At 59.4% G+C, this 18659-nt stretch carries 18 protein-coding genes and 1 pseudogene; 10 read left to right on the top strand and 9 right to left on the bottom strand.

The window, feature by feature from the left end:
• Positions 1-108: 108 nt before the first annotated feature.
• Positions 109-537, top strand: coding sequence for a hypothetical protein (locus F753_RS41945; RefSeq protein WP_023446205.1), 429 nt, complete (start codon positions 109-111; stop codon positions 535-537).
• 45 nt (positions 538-582) lie between these two features.
• Here the strand turns inward: F753_RS41945 and F753_RS41940 are convergent, their stop codons facing one another.
• Positions 583-1206, bottom strand: a complete 624-nt coding sequence (locus F753_RS41940; RefSeq protein ID WP_023446204.1) for a glutathione S-transferase family protein — start codon at positions 1204-1206, stop codon at positions 583-585.
• A 175-nt stretch (positions 1207-1381) separates the two neighbouring features.
• Between F753_RS41940 and F753_RS41935 the strand changes: the two genes are divergently transcribed.
• From F753_RS41935 to malK, 3 genes are all read left to right on the top strand, one after another.
• The gene (locus F753_RS41935) at positions 1382-1930 is read left to right on the top strand and encodes a sugar O-acetyltransferase (protein ID WP_023446203.1); all 549 of its coding nucleotides are present in this window, start codon (positions 1382-1384) and stop codon (positions 1928-1930) included.
• Between the two features lie 150 nt (positions 1931-2080).
• Entirely contained in the window at positions 2081-3709 is a 1629-nt protein-coding gene (locus tag F753_RS41930; protein WP_023446202.1) for an alpha-glucosidase, read from the top strand.
• Between the two features lie 82 nt (positions 3710-3791).
• Positions 3792-4907, top strand: a complete 1116-nt coding sequence (malK, locus tag F753_RS41925; RefSeq protein ID WP_023446201.1) for a maltose/maltodextrin ABC transporter ATP-binding protein MalK — start codon at positions 3792-3794, stop codon at positions 4905-4907.
• Positions 4908-5098: 191 nt separating this feature from the next.
• Here malK and F753_RS41920 read toward each other — a convergent pair.
• Positions 5099-5711, bottom strand: a pseudogene (locus tag F753_RS41920) (LysE family translocator).
• A gap of 223 nt (positions 5712-5934) precedes the next feature.
• On the opposite strand from F753_RS41920, the gene F753_RS41915 reads away from it, so the two are divergent.
• Complete coding sequence (locus F753_RS41915; RefSeq protein ID WP_023446199.1) at positions 5935-6390, top strand: NUDIX hydrolase; 456 nt, start codon at positions 5935-5937, stop codon at positions 6388-6390.
• 1023 nt (positions 6391-7413) lie between these two features.
• Here the strand turns inward: F753_RS41915 and F753_RS41910 are convergent.
• From F753_RS41910 to F753_RS49615, 3 genes are read right to left on the bottom strand one after another with little or no spacing between them, the layout of a single operon-like run.
• The gene (locus F753_RS41910) at positions 7414-8037 is read right to left on the bottom strand and encodes a hypothetical protein (RefSeq protein WP_125875254.1); all 624 of its coding nucleotides are present in this window, start codon (positions 8035-8037) and stop codon (positions 7414-7416) included.
• A gap of 4 nt (positions 8038-8041) precedes the next feature.
• Positions 8042-9082 carry an ImmA/IrrE family metallo-endopeptidase gene (locus F753_RS41905; RefSeq protein ID WP_023446197.1) on the bottom strand — a complete coding sequence of 347 codons (1041 nt, stop codon included), beginning with the start codon at positions 9080-9082 and terminating at the stop codon, positions 8042-8044.
• 31 nt (positions 9083-9113) lie between these two features.
• Positions 9114-9449 carry a helix-turn-helix domain-containing protein gene (locus tag F753_RS49615; RefSeq protein ID WP_125875252.1) on the bottom strand — a complete coding sequence of 112 codons (336 nt, stop codon included), beginning with the start codon at positions 9447-9449 and terminating at the stop codon, positions 9114-9116.
• Positions 9450-9569: 120 nt separating this feature from the next.
• Here F753_RS49615 and F753_RS41900 point away from each other — a divergent pair, with 120 nt between their 5' ends.
• Positions 9570-10136: a sce7726 family protein gene (locus tag F753_RS41900; protein WP_023446196.1), complete on the top strand. Its 567-nt coding sequence runs from the start codon at positions 9570-9572 to the stop codon at positions 10134-10136.
• Here F753_RS41900 and F753_RS41895 read toward each other — a convergent pair.
• Both F753_RS41895 and F753_RS49215 read right to left on the bottom strand, forming a co-directional pair.
• The gene (locus tag F753_RS41895; protein ID WP_023446195.1) at positions 10120-11154 is read right to left on the bottom strand and encodes a beta family protein; all 1035 of its coding nucleotides are present in this window, start codon (positions 11152-11154) and stop codon (positions 10120-10122) included. The two genes, F753_RS41900 and F753_RS41895, sit on opposite strands and share 17 nt — an antisense overlap.
• 101 nt (positions 11155-11255) lie before the next feature.
• Positions 11256-11486 carry a triose-phosphate isomerase gene (locus F753_RS49215; protein ID WP_237141279.1) on the bottom strand — a complete coding sequence of 77 codons (231 nt, stop codon included), beginning with the start codon at positions 11484-11486 and terminating at the stop codon, positions 11256-11258.
• Positions 11487-11782: 296 nt separating this feature from the next.
• On the opposite strand from F753_RS49215, the gene mobI reads away from it, so the two are divergent.
• A complete protein-coding gene (gene mobI, locus F753_RS41890) occupies positions 11783-12244 on the top strand; it encodes a conjugative transfer protein MobI(A/C) (RefSeq protein ID WP_023446194.1) in 462 nt (153 codons plus the stop codon).
• 379 nt (positions 12245-12623) lie between these two features.
• Here mobI and F753_RS41885 read toward each other — a convergent pair whose 3' ends face one another.
• Positions 12624-12989 (bottom strand): hypothetical protein, encoded by a 366-nt coding sequence (locus tag F753_RS41885; protein WP_023446193.1) that lies wholly within the window; start codon positions 12987-12989, stop codon positions 12624-12626.
• Positions 12990-13531: 542 nt separating this feature from the next.
• On the bottom strand, positions 13532-14497 hold the full coding sequence (locus tag F753_RS41880) for a site-specific integrase (RefSeq protein ID WP_023446191.1): 966 nt from the start codon (positions 14495-14497) through the stop codon (positions 13532-13534).
• 337 nt (positions 14498-14834) lie between these two features.
• Here F753_RS41880 and F753_RS41875 point away from each other — a divergent pair, with 337 nt between their 5' ends.
• Genes F753_RS41875 through F753_RS41865 form a run of 3 tightly spaced genes read left to right on the top strand, consistent with a single transcriptional unit; the run spans position 14835 to position 18624 of the window.
• On the top strand, positions 14835-16499 hold the full coding sequence (locus tag F753_RS41875) for a Mu transposase C-terminal domain-containing protein (protein WP_023446190.1): 1665 nt from the start codon (positions 14835-14837) through the stop codon (positions 16497-16499).
• Positions 16500-16501: 2 nt separating this feature from the next.
• A complete protein-coding gene (locus F753_RS41870; protein WP_003830789.1) occupies positions 16502-17410 on the top strand; it encodes a TniB family NTP-binding protein in 909 nt (302 codons plus the stop codon).
• Positions 17407-18624, top strand: a complete 1218-nt coding sequence (locus F753_RS41865; RefSeq protein WP_023446189.1) for a TniQ family protein — start codon at positions 17407-17409, stop codon at positions 18622-18624. The genes F753_RS41870 and F753_RS41865 overlap by 4 nt, the downstream gene beginning before the upstream one ends.
• Positions 18625-18659 lie beyond the last annotated feature (35 nt).

Genomic DNA, 18659 nt, shown 5'->3' with positions numbered 1-18659 from the left:
CTATGCTCGCGGGCCGTACAGCACAACAGGGATGTGGTGGATGATGACGACAGCTCAGCGAACCGCCCGGCGCGCGCCGGGCGCAGTACAGCACGACGGAGGCCGCCCATGAGCCTGACCCGCGTGCTGTTTATCGCCGCCGTCCTGGGTCTCGGCTACAAGCTGTGGAGCGGGCATCAGCAGGAGATGCTGCTCCAGGCAGGCACGACAAGTAGCCCCTCGGGGTTTATCTCGGTGGCGATGCCCGGTGGTGCGCGCCCGGGTGTGGTGATGGTTTTCGCACCGGTCAACTGCCCTTCTGATGAAGCGCGGCGGGCCGACGAACTGGCGGCCGGGCTTTCCCGTATGGGCATCGCGGTGCAACGCTCCAGTCACTTCAGTACCGAGACGAGCAACCCCAACGCCGAGCAGCAGGCGCAGCTCCAGCGCACAGTCGCGGTGCTAAACGGTGGCATTCCCGCCGTGTTCTTCAATGGCATGGGCAAGGCCAACCCCACCCTGGACGAGGTAGTGGCCCAGGTTCGCGCGCCGCGCTGAACTCAACGGCAATGCGCCGATAGCGCTTGGACTGCAGGACCTCGCTCAGCCCTTCCACTGCGTCTGGGCGAAGGCGGGCAGGGCGTTGGCGCGCTGCGACGCGGAGGCCAGGTGCGGAAAGGTGCCGTCCGGCGCCAGCGTGTCGGGCAGGGTGATACGGGCGAAGTCGTAGGCGACCACCGCGCTGATATCCACCTGGCTCATGCGCTCGCCGAGCAAGGGCCGCTCGCCGCGCTCGGCCTGGTGCGTATCCAGCAATGCCAGCGCGCCGCGCGCCTGATCCTCGCAATGGCGGTACCAGTCGTCCCAGACCAGCCCTTCTGGCCGCCGATCGCGTTCGTAGTAGGCCGCCACGGTTTTCTCGCAGGCACCGACGGCGAAGGCCAGCAGGTTCATCGCCTCGCTGCGCTGGGGGCCGGACAGCGGCAGCAGTGCGCGCTCGGCGCCCGCCTGCTGATCGAAATAATCGAGAATGGCGTTGCTGTCGATCAGCACCTGGCCATCGTCCAGCACCAGCGCCGGCAAGCGACCCAGCGGCGAGTATTCGCGAATCTTCAGACTATCCGTCAGGACGCTGAGCGGTTCGTTGGTGAATGGTATGTCCAACAGATGCAGGCTGACGCCGACGCGGCGGACGAAAGGCGACATGTAGCGACCGATCAGTTTCACAGGCAGTGCTCCAGAGGCGATTGGGCAGTGCATCAACCCTAGTCGAGCCCGCCGGTGGATGCGAAGGCGCCGGGCCGAACCGTCTATCGCCTCGCCCGCTCGCCGCCGGGCGGGGGAGGAGGAGCGCAGCGCCAGGCTGTGGCACCCTCGGGCCTTCAGAGATGGAGGCGTTGCCATGGCGATGAGCGAGAAACAGAAGATGCTGGCCGGCGAGCTGTACTACCCCGGTGACCCGGAGATCCTTGCCGATCAGGCCGCGGCCAAGGCCTGGATGGTGCGCTACAACGCAGCGCTGGCGGCCTCGCCGGACGAGCGTCGGGCGCTGCTGGCCGAGCGGCTGGCTGCGGTCGGTGCCGGCGCGGTGATCCGCCCGCCGTTCCATTGCGACTACGGCTACAACATCCACCTGGGCGAGGGCGCCTTCCTCAACTTCAACTGCGTGATTCTCGATGTGGTCGCGGTGCATATCGGTGCCGGTGCGCAGATTGGTCCTGCGGTGCAGCTCTACACCGCCGATCACCCGCGTGACCCTGAAGCACGCCGCTCGGGCGTCGAGTTCGGCCGGTCGATCCGTATTGGCAAGAATGTCTGGATTGGCGGCGGAGCGATCATCCTCCCCGGCGTGACGGTCGGTGACGATGCGGTGATCGGCGCCGGCAGTGTGGTGACCCGTGACGTGCCGGCCGGTGCCACGGTAGTCGGCAATCCGGCGCGGATACGCTGACCGGCTCGCTGTCGCCGTCTACGCCCTCGGCCAGCGCGCCGTCTACGCCCGACCCTTACGCCTGCAAGACCCCGCCGCCGGAGGATGTTGCGACCGGATGCCGCACCTAGAGTGGCCACATCTTCACTGGTCACTCATAGGTAACGTTGTATGTCCGAGCAACTTCAGAATTGGTGGCGCGGCGGGGTGATCTATCAGGTCTACCCACGTAGTTTCTTCGACAGCAACGGCGACGGCGTGGGCGACCTGCCCGGCGTGCTGCACAAGCTGGACTACATCGCCAGCCTCAACGTCGACGCCATCTGGCTATCGCCTTTCTTCACCTCGCCGATGAAGGATTTCGGCTACGACGTGGCCGACTACCGCGGCGTCGATCCGCTGTTCGGCACGCTGGACGACTTCGTCCGGTTGGTCGAGGCCTGCCACGAACGCGGCATGCGCGTGCTGATCGACCAGGTGCTCAACCATTCTTCCGACCAGCATCAGTGGTTCGTCGAAAGCCGTTCCAGCCGCGACAACGACAAGGCCGACTGGTACGTCTGGGCCGATCCCAAGCCGGACGGCACCGTGCCGAACAACTGGCTGTCGGTGTTCGGCGGTCCGGCCTGGAGCTGGGACAGCCGGCGCCGGCAGTACTACCTGCACAACTTCCTCTCCAGCCAACCGGACCTGAACTTCCATTGTCCGGCCGTGCAGGATCAGGTGCTCGACGACATGGAGTTCTGGCTCAAACTGGGCGTGGACGGTTTCCGCCTGGATGCTGCGAACTTCTACTTCCACGACGCCGAACTGCGCGACAACCCGCCGAACACCGAGATCCGCGAGGGCAGCATCGGCGTGCGCATCGACAACCCCTACGCCTACCAGCGCCACATCTACGACAAGACGCGGCCGGAGAATCTGGAATTCCTTCGCCGTCTGCGTGCCCTGCTGCAGCGCTATCCCGGCGCCTCCTCGGTGGCCGAGATCGGCTGCGACGAATCCTTGCGCACCATGGCCGCCTACACCAGCGGCGGCGACACCCTGCACATGGCCTACTCCTTCGACCTGCTGACCGAACAGTGCAGCCCGGCCTATATCCGGCATACCGTCGAGGGCATCGAGCGCGAACTGGCGGACGGCTGGTCGTGCTGGTCCATGGGCAACCACGATGTGGTGCGGGTGATGACGCGCTGGGCCCTCAATGGCCGGCCCGACCCGGAGCGCGGCCGGCTGCTGATGGCATTGCTGTTGTCCCTGCGCGGCAGTGTCTGCCTCTATCAGGGCGAGGAGCTGGGCCTGCCGGAAGCGGAACTGCGCTACGAGGATCTGGTCGATCCGTACGGCATTACCTTCTGGCCGGAATTCAAGGGCCGCGACGGCTGCCGCACGCCGATGCCGTGGCAGAGCGAGGCGCATCATGCCGGCTTTACCGGTAGCCAGCCGTGGTTGCCGGTGGACGACTCGCACCGTTCGCTTTCCGTGGCGGCGCAGGAAGCCGATCCGCACTCGATGCTCAACTGCTACCGGCGCTTCCTCGGCTGGCGGCGCGAGCAGCGTCTGCTGATCGAGGGTGACATCCGCATGGTCTACCATGACGACGCCTTGCTGGTGTTCGAGCGCCGGCTCGGGGGGGAGGTCTGGCTGTGCCTGTTCAACCTCGGCGATCTGCCGCGCAGCTACGAGCTGCCGGCCCAGGCGGTGCCGCTGGTGGACGTGCCGGCGAGCTTCGCCGAATACGATGGGCAATGGGCGCGCCTGCCGGCCCATGGTTTCGGCTACGTGCGTCTCGAGGGTTGAGCGAGATCCGGCAGCGGCGGGGTTGGCCCTCCGCTGCACCAGATAACGAGAGCTTGGCGGCATCCAACGGAGAACAACAACGATGGCCAGTGTCACGCTGCGCGACATCTGCAAGAGTTACGACGGTACGCCGATCACCCGGCATATCGACCTGGAAATCGAGGACGGTGAGTTCGTCGTCTTCGTCGGTCCATCCGGTTGCGGCAAATCCACCCTGCTGCGACTGATCGCCGGGCTGGAGGACATCACCTCGGGCGATCTGCTGATCGGTGACCAGCGGGTCAACGACCTGCCGCCCAAGGATCGTTCAGTTGGCATGGTCTTCCAGTCCTACGCCCTCTATCCGCACATGACCGTGGCCGAGAACATGGCCTTTGGCCTCAAGCTTGCCAGCGTCGATAAGCGCGAGATCGCCCGTCGCGTGGAAGCGGTCGCGGAAATCCTGCAGCTCGACAAACTGCTCGAACGCAAACCCAAGGACCTTTCCGGTGGCCAGCGCCAGCGCGTCGCCATCGGCCGCACCATGGTCCGCGAGCCGAAGGTGTTCCTGTTCGACGAACCCCTGTCGAACCTCGACGCCTTCCTCCGCGTGCAGATGCGCATCGAGATCGCCCGTCTGCACCAGCGCATCCGCTCCACCATGATCTACGTGACTCACGACCAGGTCGAAGCCATGACCCTGGCCGACAAGATCGTCGTGCTCAACGCCGGCGAAATCGCCCAGGTCGGCCAACCGCTGCACCTGTACCACTACCCGCAGAACCGTTTCGTTGCCGGCTTCCTCGGCTCGCCGCAGATGAACTTCGTCGAGGTGCGCGCCGTCTCCGCCAGCCCGGAAGCCGTCACCGTGGAACTGCCCAGCGGTTACCCATTGACCCTGCCGGTGGATGGCAGCGCCGTCAGCCCCGGCGACCCGCTCACCCTCGGCATCCGCCCCGAACACTTCGTCATGCCGGACGAAGCCGACTTCACCTTCCACGGCCAGATCACCGTGGCCGAACGGCTGGGCCAGTACAACCTGCTCTACCTCACCCTGGAGCGCCTGCAGGACGTCATCACCCTCTGCGTCGACGGCAACCTGCGCGTCACCGAAGGCGAAACCTTCGCCGCCGGGCTCAAGGCTGACAAGTGCCACCTGTTCCGCGAGAACGGCGAGGCCTGCACCCGGCATTATCGCGAGCCGGCGATTTATGGATGACTGAATCCGCCCCGCTGGACTGGCGGCAGGGTTTAGCTAGGCCAGCTCTAATTGCGCCTGATCGACTGCGGTAAAACGGCTCCTTCAGGCTGCTCAGTGCCGACGTCATACAGAAAGGCACGGTCCGCCTGATCGGTGAAGCTAGAACCGTTGCCGTGGCGTTTGCTTGGTCGCGTCAAAGGCCTGGGGGCTCATCTGTCGGCCAAGGCCAGGTTCACCGAGACCGGCAAATGATGCCGCGAAGCCGCGGCGCAACCAGGCCTGAACGCGCTGCGATTCGATAACCGCCTTGCGAAAGGCGTGCGCCAGCAGGCCGTAGACAGTAAAGATGGCGAATGTCATCAGCATGAAAGTCGCGCTGAGAACGAGCAGCTGCCCAAGCTCGTCACCTGCGCCCGGCCGGATGAATTGCGGCAGGAAGGCCAGGAAGAAAATGGTCAGTTTCGGGTTCAGCAGATTGACCAGCAGCGCCTTCGCAACCAGCGATCGAACCCTGAGTGGTTCACTATCGCCGCCCACCGCCAGCGCAGAGCGGTCACGCCAGGTCGCATAGGCGAGATAGAGCAGGTAGGCGGCACCTGCATAGCGCAGAGTCTCGAAGACCAGCGCACTGGAATGCAGGATCGCCGCGACACCGAGAATGGTCGCCAGCAGATGCGGCAGAATCCCGAGCGTACAGGCCGTCGCGGCCAGAATACCGGCGCGACGGCCGTGCATTAGCGCCGTCGAAACCGTATAAATCACCCCCGCGCCGGGTATCAGCACGACGACCAGGCAGGTAATCAGATATTCGAGGCTGGGCATTTGGGCTCCTTGATAAGGGGCTGATCGACTGAACCAGCATAGAGCATGGACGGGCGCCGCCCCAACCGGCGCATATCGCATCGCATGGTTCGTCGAAGGCCGCTGCCGCGAAAGCCTCGAGACCTGAGCGCTGGACCCCGTCTGCCCCGCGAGAGTCAACCGCGGTAGTCTGGCGCTTCGCGTCGGTTATGGCGCATTCGCTCGGAGCCACAGTGAGGTACGAATGCAGGTCAGAAAATCCTCTCGATTGTTCATCGTGGATGCTGATGGACGCCTTTTACTTTTCTTGTACAAAGACGAGCATGAAGCGCCCTTCTGGGCGACCGCCGGGGGCGAGCTACAACCTGGCGAAAGCTACGCCGATGCAGCAGCAAGGGAGCTGTATGAGGAGACCGGCCTAACGCTTCACGTCGGAAAGCTGCTCAAAGAACGAGATGAGGTATATGCCGTAGCACGCTCGACACCGGCGCGCTGGCTGGAGAAGTACTTCCTCGTGGAATGCCCAGCGGACACGAGCGTGTTCGCGGCAGAATGGACCGAAGAAGAAAAGAGCACCATTCAGAAATGGAAGTGGTGGAGCTTGAACGAAATGCAGGACCAAGCCGCATCCCTATTCAAGCCCACGTGGCTGCCTGAACTTCTGGGCGCTCTCTTAAGTGATCGTCAGTGCAGCAGCTGATTCTGATCGGCGTTCACTTCTAGGACGGGGCTAGCGGTGGGGTGACCCAGTGGAGTGGCCGAGTCGCTACCAAAGCCTTGCACGAGAGCGTGAACGTGCAAGGGGAAGCGTGCCGAGGCCTCCAGTATTTTCCGATACACGAAAAAAAGCCCCGAGAATCTTGAGATTCTCGGGGCTTTGTATTTGGTGGAGCCGGGGGGATTGAAAGTAAATTCGTAACCTGTTGTTTTATATTGGTTTATTTATAGATTTATTCTTAAATGCCCCCATAAGTGCCCCCATGCATGTTTTTCCGATGGGCGGCTGTTTGAGGAGTTGAACTGGCGTCCTGGATTAACGTTCTGCGACCGGGCGAGGCCAGTCAGCCACCGGCGAGCATTTAATGGGGGCGGTCGTGTACAGCATAACCTCGGTTATCTGGTTGCGAGGGTTTGAGCCCATCTCAGACCGGGCGCTGGGTAGATGTCAGGTCACGTAGTTGGGTTTTTTCAGCGGTAGCGCACCATGGGCTCATCTAGGACGATTTGAGCTGAGGTGCGGTATGAGACACTCGATGGTTACCTGTCACAACTGTGGCAAAGCCATGGTTCCAAGAGCGACATATAGCCGTGGTTTCTGGGGCTATTCGCCGTCGTCGAATCACTGTCCCTTCTGCCTTAGTGAGAACTGGCACGGCGGAAACCCAGGGTTAGGGGCTCGATTGTTCGCTTTGGTTGGCCTGGCTCTTGGTGTTCTGGCGTGCGTGTTGGTAGGAGCGTTTCTGTTCAAAGTGCAGTGGTGGCTTGGCGTTGAGGGGCAGTGGCCTTTGTTAGCCCTTGTAACCTGCGCTGTGTCGGTGGTCGCGGGATATCAGTTTTACAACTGGTTTTTGGATTGCTGACAGATGAATTTCATCCGGAATCAGCAGGCCATTACAAGCCGGCCAGATGCAGCCGCTGGTGACAGGCCCTATTGGCTATGGGTAGGCATTTATGAGCGGGCTTATGGTTCAGACCAGGCGCGTAAGAAGATTCTCACGGCCCTTTAATCGGGGAGAATGTACCTGCCGCCAGTGTCTTTCGCTAAGGCCTGCATGTAACTCAATAGGGCCTCGAAAACAGCTTCAGGAGTGTTCGCCGCGGCACGCCCGAAGGCAATGCTTAATGCAGTATCGACGCAAGGCTTCGCCCGAACCTTGTCCGACACGAGCTGAAAGTCTGTACTGCGCATAATGAGATAGAGGGCTTCTTCTAGGCACAGCAGCCTAGCCCATAGAGCTTCCGTTTCTTGCACACCCTCGACCTTGGATAGCGCCACGTAAGCTCGTTTATCACCGCTTAGAAGCTCAGCATCATTGCCATGCAGCGCAGCGAAAAGCGTCACCTCTCCAGAGTCAATATCGGGCCGGCCGAGCAGAAGAAGGGGATTAGCGGACTCTGCCAGGATCTCAACCTCCGTAGCAGCCCCTATCAACTGCCTAGCAAGATCAACGGCCTCGTCGGTTCCCAGCTTCGCTAGTGCTTTACCATCGTTCGCAAGTCTCAACTGAAACTTGAGCTGAGGTAGCACAGCAAAACTTTCAAGGCCACACCCCAGCGCCCCGGCTAACTCATGAAGTAGGTGGTATTGGCAGATTTTCTTAGCAGCATCGCTATCGAGCAGATACAAAGCCCTACTTTCCCCCAATTCCCTGCATGGATAGGAGGTGCTCCGCACTCTCCTCGCTGATTGCATCGGAGACCGTATTCGCGAGGAATCGCTGCCGAAGTAGTTCGATAGCTCCGACTGGTTGCTCAATGAAGTTCAATGCCTGGATGGCCCCGATCCAGTCGTCATGCTCTTTCGCATACGAAAGAATCAGGTGCCCTGGGTCGACCCCTGTATCCTGGCTGAGCTTGATCGCCGCAGAAGCCAAGACAGCAGCAGATCCCTGTCGAGGAATCTGTCGCATGATGGTCATTTGGTCATTTCTAATCAGCCCTAGAGCGAAGGTATCCGCTTCACGCTCCTGATCATCACGTCGAATTTGTGCGCCCCCTTCAAGCCCCTCACGGACATCAGCAATATCCTCGTCAATCAAGACGCCGTTGTCCTGAACATGCCCGCACAGGATGTGCGCAAGCTCATGAGCGAGCACGAAGAGCTGCTTGGAATGCTGAGCGTGATTGTAGCCCAGTAGTATTGCTGGACGGCCGTTGACCATGACCGCCATTCCGGTCATGCGCTTCGTATTTCTTGGCATTTCCTTGAGGAAAAGCACTGGGATGCCATGTGCCCAGCACAGATCCAGCAACCCCTCATAGTCAACTGTGGCGCGCCCTGAGCGCTCACGAACCAACCGATAGATCTCTGATGATTCGGCAGGCAACTCCCTGTAGGGCCTTCGTGCTGCAAATATCGCTAGGCGTGCCAAAGCTATACCGAGGCCAGCTGCGACATTGAGTTCATCTACCCGAGTATCCGCTCGATGCTTGAAATTGGCACGAGCTGCTCCTGGCTCAATAGCCAGAACGCCGTCTTGCCCGAAATTCACCTCAAGACCCAGTCGTTGCTTCAGGATCAGAGCGAACTGGAACACGCCCGAACTTGTTTTCAGAAGGCTGTTATCCCACCAATCAGGCAGCAGCTTTGTGACATACGCTCGGGGGTAGCCTGCAACTTGGAGGCTTTCGAATGCGGATTTAACGGTTATCGGAGTCTTTGCGTCGTGCATATACAACCTCCTCTAACGCCTTTCCTTGAAGTCATTTTCTCATGCCTGCCTGGTTGTGCGCAAAGAGCAGGCGTGCAAGCCGACGAGCATGGTCGTCGCTCCCGTCCCAGATCGATTCGAGCGCTCCCATCAGAATAGCGCTTGAACGAGGATCTGCGGCTTCTACTTCAATGGATATTTTTGCATATCTGCATAGGCGCCTATGCGTCTCAGTTACCCGCTTTGGCTTACCAAAGAGATTGCGATGAATCTGCGACTGGTTTATTCCTGTGCGTCTAGCAATATCAGCACTTGTGCCATTACCGCTCGCGGTAAAGAACCGCAGCAGTTCGGAGATGATTTGGGGTAACGGCTTAAGGCGATTCATGCTATATTATTAGCATATTTGCATAGATTGATACAGTAGCAAGACTTACGTCGTTATGTCGGGAATCACAGCCAAGGCTGCAAGATTCCGGCATGATTGCCGCCTCCTTGAGAATCAGCCATGCGCGAAGCAGAAATCAAAATTGCCCTGACCCACCACCTGGCAACCGGCATGTCCGACACCGCTTTTCATTTCCTAGAAGAGGTGGAGCTCAATGGTGGTGAGATCCGTGCCGACCTAGTGCAAGTCGCGGACATGCACTGCTACGAGATAAAAAGCGCAACAGACTCCCTGAAACGCCTCGTAGGGCAGGGCTCGCGCTATGCCAGAGCGTTTGATCAGGTCACTTTAGTTACTGCGCAATGCCATCTGAAAAAAGCCATGCCAATGCTACCGCCCTGGTGGGGCGTGATGGTGGTGCCTGAGGAAGAGGGAAAATCCTTTAAGCAGGTGCGCAAAGCCAAGCCTAACAAGCGCCACGAGCCTGACGTGCTTGTCACCTTACTGAAGCGCGAAGAAGCTTTGCAGATTCTGGAAGAGCAAGGGATCACCCGGGGCTTCAAGAGCAAAAGCCTCTACATTATCCAAGCGAAGGTTGCCGAGCTCCTCCCCCTGAGCTCACTCAAGGAGAGGGTTCGTCAATGCCTTATTGAGCGTGCAAAGACCATAGTCAGTATTGCTCTTTGAGCACGTATGCTATGTGGTGACTCCACGCTTCAGTGATGTGGTAGTGACCACAGCGCTTCTTCTTCGCTGGGAAATTTGGGTCCGCCCGCTCAGAAAGTAAGAGGTCGCCAAAGGAATACCCAGCACCCTTGAAGTCTTTCGAGTAGGTATTCACCAAGATTTCAGAGATAGCAATCGAATCACTGGACGTCTTTCCGCCAGCCCGCAAAATCAACCAGTTATCATCTCGGGTATAGCGCAACGCGATGCGGTTGCTACGTCGCTCCAGAACCTGCTCTGTCCACTCAGGAGAAAGCGTTCCATAGTCGCCGAAGCCCACTGCCAGATCAGGCACGTTGGCGTTCACATCGTTCCAGAACAGCCAGTCGGCCCTCTTGAAGGTCCCGGCACCTGTTTTCACCGACGCCAGACTTGCTGGATATGCACCGGAGATAACGTGAATCGACTCGTAGCCAATTGCGGCGAGAGACCGCAAATCCTGACCAAAGCTGGCGACCTCTGACGGCTGCCAGTCCTTCGGGCTCACGCCAAGATCAATAATCAGTGTGCTTTTGATACCTGCGGCCTTGAGCCAGCCAAACGCTCCCTGTGCAAGTTGCAGCTTGTCGGCCGGTACAGAAAGTGCGCTCAAACGCAGGCGTATAGTTACAAAAGGCAGATACGCAGCCAGCTTCGTGAACCTCGCCCCCATGCTTGCGAGGTACGACGGTCCAAGTACCGGCGAGACCAACAGCTTTTGCTGCACAGCGTGCTGAAGAAAATCTAGAAGCTCGGTTTGGCGAGTGTGGGTCAGTTGGCCGCTGGGGTTGGCATAGTCCACCAGCACCTCCTGCTGCCAGACCTTCTGCAGCTTATTCATCAAATTCAGGTGCTGCTTGGAGGTACGAACCTCAATGCATGGCCGAACTCGAGAACGAAGCGCAGTCTCGATCTGCTCAAGAGCTCTCTGCTCCCAAGACTGCCATTTGATGACCGGGATGTATTGTGGGTGCTGTGGGTGCTGTGGGTGCTTGGCCATTGCTCTTCCTTGGTGCGATAGATGGAAGAAGGTATAGCACTTTGATACCCATACACCGCTCAATCAGACCTGCGTCTAATTGCATTACCTAGCGTGCCGCTCTATATGAGCATCCGGTGCAGGGCAACGAGCTCGCCGCTCTCGCCGAACAGTGCCTGTCTCTCGGTATGCCTAGGCAGGACATACCTGCAACCAGTATCGGAGAGCGTTGGTCCGCTCACCTCTCCAATGATTGCGCGCTTGCGCAGATGGCTTACGTTGCGGACGCTCACTCGGACTGCATTTCGCTGAATAGCAGTGCCCGAAAGCGGTGACTGAATCAGTACTGCCATTGGCCGGTTGTAGCCAGTCATAGATGAAGACCTTTATTGATCTGTTGATCTCATTCCGCTCCTGATACCGAGGGAGGCGTGCCGTCGTCATCTGTTGTGCGGCCTTTGCATGCCCCGCTTTGCCTGCATATGGCATGTCGTCATCTGTCGACTATCTGATGTGGGGCAGGGCTCACCGTGTCAGCCATTCCACCCACTTTCGGTAGATTTCCGCCGATAAAACCGTCTGAAATCGAATTCCGGGGGCTAAACGATCGGTCACCATTTTGGCTCTTACAGCGAAGAGAGCCTTGGTCATGAGCAAAGAAGCACAAACGATAGTCACCCTGCTTGATCAGCAGTACGAGCAGTTGCTTACGGACGCGAGGTGCTTGGTAGCAAGCTATGTGGATGCGTCCATGAAGCTGTACAAAAAGACCGGGGTCAAATCTGTTGTGGCCGGCGTATCAATCAAGCAGGTGAGCCCGAATGCGTATTCAATCTACTGGTGCAAACTGGTGCCGCTGCAAGGACAAAAAAACAAATTCGCGCCTCTGACTATTGCCAAGGGGAATGGCAAACATAAATACCCGGCTTCCTCGTTTGAGTTTGTTGAATATCCATACCGTCACCTCGTTCTGCAAGTTGAGGGGCGGCTTGCGGAGATTCGCCGCGTTGCGAGCGAGAATCGTCAGCTACGTCGGACGTTGGTCGCTTATGAGAAGAAGCTGTCTAGATACCAAGCGCTTAATCATGGCGACCTCTATTCGGCAGGGTAGCGGCTGAGTACCTATAAGCAGTGCCGAACAGATTTGACCCGATTGTAAATCCCGAAAGCCCCGTGCAGCTTGGTCTGGCGGGGCTTTCTCGTATCAGCAGTGAACTACGGCGAGATATATTGCTGCGCTTGACCAGGGAAGGCGACGGGTTCGGGCTATAAGCAGTGTAGGGCGCTAAATCTACTCGTTGTCAGCCAGCAGGCCCATGCAGGCGGGGGCGGAGGCCGTATTTGCTATTAGCAGTGACGCTTACGACCAAGTCAGCCGGCCAGCTTTGATTTGTATTAGTAGTGAAAGGCTTCACTTTCATAAAATAAACATTGGTAGGTGCCGTTCCAGCTGGTACCTGTGTCGCGCAGCGGGTGGTGACGGTAACGCGCTACCCCTCGCTGCCTCGCTGCTGTTCGAATGCAATGCGGTTCATTACGCAGATGGGGATGGGGTAGCCTTGGATGTGGGTCGTGAGTGCCTCGTTGCCTGCGATCACCATGATGCAGGATAGGCCTCTGCGGAAGCGCATCCCTCGTCCCGAGTAGTTGCGCGGGATGATCTCCCATGATTCGTCGTCGTAGTAACAACCAACGATTTCTGACCAGTGCAATTGGATGCCCGCGCCCATGATGCCTACTGGGGTCAGGCAGAAAATTTCTACCTGGGCTTCCTGCCCAAGAGGTACAGCGTAAACCCGACCGTTTGGTGCAATAGGTGGGAAGTACTGCCCGTTACCGAGGTGACGAAATTCCATGGTGGTGCTCCGGATAGATGAGGTCGCTAGACACTCTCCGGTAGCTTTCGGAAAACCCAAGATGAGATGTTGCCCGCGAGTCGGCGCGCGAGTTTTAGCGTGCTGGGCAAGCTAGCTCGCCACATGGCGAGTGTGCATGTTGCTGAACTAAACGCTTCGGCGCTCCGCTCACTTTCTCTATGGCGCGGAAACTGCCAGCCAATACGAAGTCGTCCCGTGACCTCATAGGCTTGGGGAAATAGTGCTTATCGCAGCAGTAGGGTGTCGGGCCGATGGATTGGGTAAGCGCCCGCTGCCAAAGGGCAGCGGACAGTCTGTTGCAGGTATCTGGTCGTGCCGCTGAAGGCTCAATCGTCGCCGTGTTTCGTGTCCAGGTGCGCTGCGACCATATAGCCAATTACACCTGCGATAGTCAGCGCACTGATGACGGCAAGCACGGCGTATACAAGCAATTCAAAACGATCCATACCCTGACTCCTTTGTTTCGAGGTCTGCCAAGGTTAAGGGCGTCTGACCTAATCCCAAATCTGCTGTGTGATGGCTTAGCGATTGGTACCGGCGGCTTCCTTCCGCAGGTTGACACGGGTACCGACGTACGCATCAGTTTCCCAGATACGCAAATTCCCGAGCTCGTAGGCGACGTGATCCCGCGCCTCTAGATCCTCGATGTTAGGAGCGCTCCCTCCAAGAATCGGGGCTTCATGACCGGACCACTGCTTGTAAAGCTCACATGCAAATGCTGCTCGGCAATCACAGAAGCTCAGCCCATGAAAAAGTAAAATCTCCTTGGCAGCAGGTAAGCTGTTCTGCTTCCAGAGCCGCCATGTCTGCTTTGATTGTGGATAGCGATGAACATCTTGGACGGCGAATGCCGTCTCCAAAACGGCGATCTGCTTTGGCATCGAGATGTTAATTATCCTCTGTGTATACGGCCCTTCTTTTCCGCTTTCCAGGGAAATACATCCATCCCCCTTGGCTGCCTCCAGAGCCGCTTGGGCGTCGAAGAAAACAGCTTCACGTAATGAGATGCCGAGGTGCCGCACTAACATCAACACCACCGCCAGATGCTCTGATAGACGGGCCTGAACATCTCCCACTGCGGCTTCGAACTGCGCTTGATCAAGGCTGTGTGGGGCCGTAATCCGTGCATGGCCAGGAAAGCCAATATCAGGCATCACGACTTTCCAGTCACCACTGGTCCCGAGGGCCATAACTGAACTCACGGTCTCAAGAAGACCCTCCGCGGTCTGCACCGAAAGATTCCCGTGGTACACCTGCGTACAGAGTTCTTCGCCGTATTGCCGTACCAGTTTTTTATTGACGAGCTCTAGGATATCCACGTCATGAGACTCCTTGGCGTAAATACTAAACTGTGCCCACTGATGGTCGTGGATCATTGCCTCGTGTTGACTGAGGAGCCCGCGTCGGGCTGCCTTCTTGAGGATCGCCGAACCGGCCCTGGTCAAGTCCCGATCAAAATGTGAGTGGAAACTCTGCTTCACGGTCATTCCTCCATTCAGCTCAGGTGCTGAGCTGCTAAAGGAAATGTTGAGCGAGAAAAAATATCCTGGGCTTCGTTTTCGGTCGCATTTAGCGCCTGAAATTGACGAGCCCATCCATCCCGTAAACGGTCGTTTATGGCACACCTATTCCAGACGAGCTTCTGTGTCATTTTCAGAAGACGACTGCACCAATTGACGGGGCGTAACGCCAGATGTGCAGGCGACTCCTGACAACGCAATATCAGAAGTCATCTGCACCAATCTCGACTATGCTCAATACTCGTGTGCACCAAAGCGAGGTGTGAGCATGGCGTCAGACACATTACCAATTGCCGAGCAGGGCGTGGCCACCCTGCCCGATGCGGCATGGGCACAGGCCCGGCACCGGACCGAAATCATCGGGCCGCTGGCAGCGCTTGAAGTGGTTGGGCATGAAGCCGCCGATGCCGCTGCTCAAGCGCTGGGCCTATCCAGGCGGCAGGTGTATGTCCTGATCCGGCGTGCCCGGCAAGGTGCTGGGTTTGTGACGGACCTGGTTCCCGGCCAGTCCGGCGGCGGAAAAGGCAAGGGACGCTTGCCGGAATCAGTTGAGCGCATCATCCGCGAGTTGCTGCAAAAGCGCTTCCTGACCAAGCAGAAGCGTAGCCTGGCGGCGTTCCACCGCGAGGTCGCGCAGGCTTGCAAAGCGCAAAAGCTACGGGTGCCGGCGCGCAACACTTTGGCCCTGCGGATCGCCGGCCTCGACCCGCTCAAGGCCACTCGCCGCCGGGAAGGTCAGGATGCGTCCCGCAGCCTGCAAGGTGTCGGTGGTGAGCCTCCCGCCGTGACCGCGCCACTGGAACAAGTGCAGATTGATCACACGGTCATCGACCTGATCGTGGTGGACGAGCGCGACCGGCAACCGATTGGCCGTCCGTATCTGACCATCGCCATCGACGTGTTTACCCGCTGCGTGCTCGGCATGGTCGTCACGCTGGAAGCGCCGTCATCTGTTTCGGTCGGCCTGTGCCTTGTGCATGTCGCCTGCGACAAGCGTCCCTGGCTGGAGGGTCTGAATATAGAAATGGATTGGCCGATGAGCGGCAAGCCCAGGCTGCTCTACTTGGACAACGCGGCCGAGTTCAAGAGCGAGGCGCTGCGCCGTGGCTGCGAGCAGCACGGCATCCGGTTGGACTATCGTCCGCCAGGGCAGCCGCACTACGGCGGCATCGTGGAACGGATCATCGGTACGGCGATGCAGATGATCCACGATGAATTGCCAGGGACGACCTTCTCCAACCCTGACCAGCGCGGGGACTACGATTCCGAAAACAAGGCCGCCCTGACATTGCGTGAGCTGGAGCGCTGGCTCACGTTGGCGGTGGGCACCTATCACGGCTCTGTGCACAACGGCCTGCTTCAGCCGCCGGCGGCGCGCTGGTCAGAAGCCGTGGCGCGTGTCGGTGTACCGGCTGTCGTCACCCGCGCCTTGGCTTTTTTGGTCGATTTCCTGCCCATCATTCGCCGTACTCTGACTCGCACCGGCTTTGTCATCGACCACATTCACTACTACGCCGATGCGCTCAAACCGTGGATCGCACGACGCGACCGCTTGCCCGCTTTCCTGATCCGGCGCGACCCGCGTGACATCAGCCGTATCTGGGTGCTGGAACCGGAGGGGCAGCATTACCTGGAAATCCCCTACCGTACCTTGTCGCACCCGGCTGTCACCCTCTGGGAACAACGGCAGGCGCTGACGAAATTGCGGCAGCAGGGACGCGAACAGGTGGATGAGTCGGCGCTGTTCCGCATGATCGGGCAGATGCGCGAGATCGTGACCACCGCACAGAAGGCCACGCGCAAGGCGCGGCGCGACGCGGATCGACGCCAGCACCTCAAGGCATCGCCTCCGCCGGACAAGGCCTCCCCCCCGCCGAAAAAGCCGATTCCGCCGAAAACGGACGTTGCTGATCCGCAGGCAGACAACCTGCCTCCGGCCAAACCGTTCGACCAGATCGAGGAGTGGTAGCCGTGGACGAATATCCCATCATCGACTTGTCACACCTGCTGCCAGCGGCACAGGGGCTGGCTCGGCTGCCGGCGGACGAGCGCATCCAGCGCCTTCGCGCCGACCGCTGGATCGGCTACCCGCGCGCGGTCGAGGCGCTGAACCGGCTGGAAACCCTGTATGCGTGGCCAAACAAGCAACGCATGCCCAACCTGCTGCTGGTTGGCCCGACCAACAACGGCAAGTCGATGATCATCGAGAAATTCCGGCGCACGCATCCGGCCAGCTCCGACGCGGACCAGGAACACATGCCGGTGCTGGTCGTGCAGATGCCGTCCGAACCGTCGGTGATCCGCTTCTACGTCGCGCTACTTGCCGCGATGGGGGCACCATTGCGCCCGCGCCCACGGCTGCCGGAAATGGAGCAACTGGCGCTGGCACTGCTGCGCAAGGTCGGCGTGCGCATGCTGGTGATCGACGAGCTGCACAACGTCTTGGCCGGCAACAGCGTCAACCGGCGGGAATTTCTCAACCTGCTGCGCTTCCTCGGCAATGAGCTGCGCATCCCATTGGTCGGGGTCGGCACGCGCGACGCCTACCTGGCCATCCGCTCGGATGACCAATTGGAAAACCGCTTCGAGCCCATGATGCTGCCGGTGTGGGAGGCCAACGACGATTGCTGCTCACTGCTGGCCAGCTTCGCCGCTTCGCTTCCATTGCGGCGACCCTCGTCGATTGCCACGCTGGACATGGCCCGCTACCTGCTCACACGCAGCGAGGGCACCATCGGCGAACTGGCGCACTTGCTGATGGCGGCGGCCCTCGTCGCCGTGGAGAGCGGCGAGGAAGCGATCAACCACCGCACGCTCAGCATGGCCGATTACACCGGCCCAAGCGAGCGGCGTCGGCAATTCGAGCGGGAACTGATGTGAAGCCAGCGCCACGCTGGCCGCTGCATCCGGCTCCCAAGGAAGGCGAAGCCTTGTCTTCATGGCTCAACCGCGTGGCCCTTTGCTATCACATGGAGGTGTCCGACCTGCTGGAGCACGATCTTGGTCACGGCCAGGTTGATGACCTGGATACCGCGCCACCACTGTCGCTGCTGATGATGCTCTTCCAGCGGAGCGGCATCGAGCTGGACCGGCTGCGTTGCATGAGTTTCGCCGGCTGGGTGCCTTGGCTACTGGATAGCCTTGATGATCAGATTCCAGACGCATTGGAAACCTATGCGTTCCAGCTCTCGGTGCTGCTGCCGAAACTCCGCCGTAGGACGCGATCCATCACGAACTGGCGTGCCTGGCTGCCCAGCCAGCCGATACATCGCGCCTGTCCGCTCTGTCTGAACGACCCGGCAAACCAAGCCGTACTGCTTGCATGGAAGCTGCCCCTGATGCTGAGCTGCCCGCTGCATGGTTGCTGGCTGGAATCCTATTGGGGCGTGCCTGGGCGGTTTCTCGGCTGGGATAACGCCGACACTGCGCCGCGCACCGCCAGCGACGCGATTGCAGTGATGGACCGGCGTACCTGGCAGGCACTGACGACCGGCCATGTGGAGCTGCCGCGCCGACGCATCCACGCTGGATTGTGGTTTCGGCTAATACGCACGCTGCTCGATGAGCTGAACACCCCGCTTTCGACGTGCGGAACCTGCGCGGGGTATCTCCGCCAAGTATGGGAAGGCTGCGGGCATCCGCTGCGTGCTGGGCAAAGTCTGTGGCGACCGTATGAAACCCTGAACCCGGCAGTACGATTGCAGATGCTGGAGGCGGCGGCAACGGCAATCAGCTTGATTGAGGTGAGGGATATTAGCCCGCCAGGCGAGCATGCAAAGCTGTTCTGGTCCGAGCCCCAAACCGGGTTCACCAGTGGCCTGTCGGCGAAAACGCCGAAGCCCGAACCCGTCGATCACTGGCAGCGTGCGGTCAAGGCCATTGATGAGGCCATCATTGAAGCGCGGCACGGCCCCGAGACGGCACGCTCGCTGTTCGCGTTGGCTTCCTATGGTCGGCGCGACCCCGCTTCCCTGGAACAGTTGCGCGCTACCTTCGCGAAGGAAGGCATCCCCACGGAATTTTTGTCACATTACGAGCCTGATGAGCCCTTTGCATGTCTTAGACAGAATGACGGGTTAAGTGACAAATTTTGACGACCAGAACTTTCCGGTTCACACTGTCACATAAT

Source organism: Stutzerimonas chloritidismutans AW-1 (assembly GCF_000495915.1).
Taxonomy (GTDB): domain Bacteria; phylum Pseudomonadota; class Gammaproteobacteria; order Pseudomonadales; family Pseudomonadaceae; genus Stutzerimonas; species Stutzerimonas chloritidismutans.
This window is presented reverse-complemented; position numbering and strand designations above follow the sequence as displayed.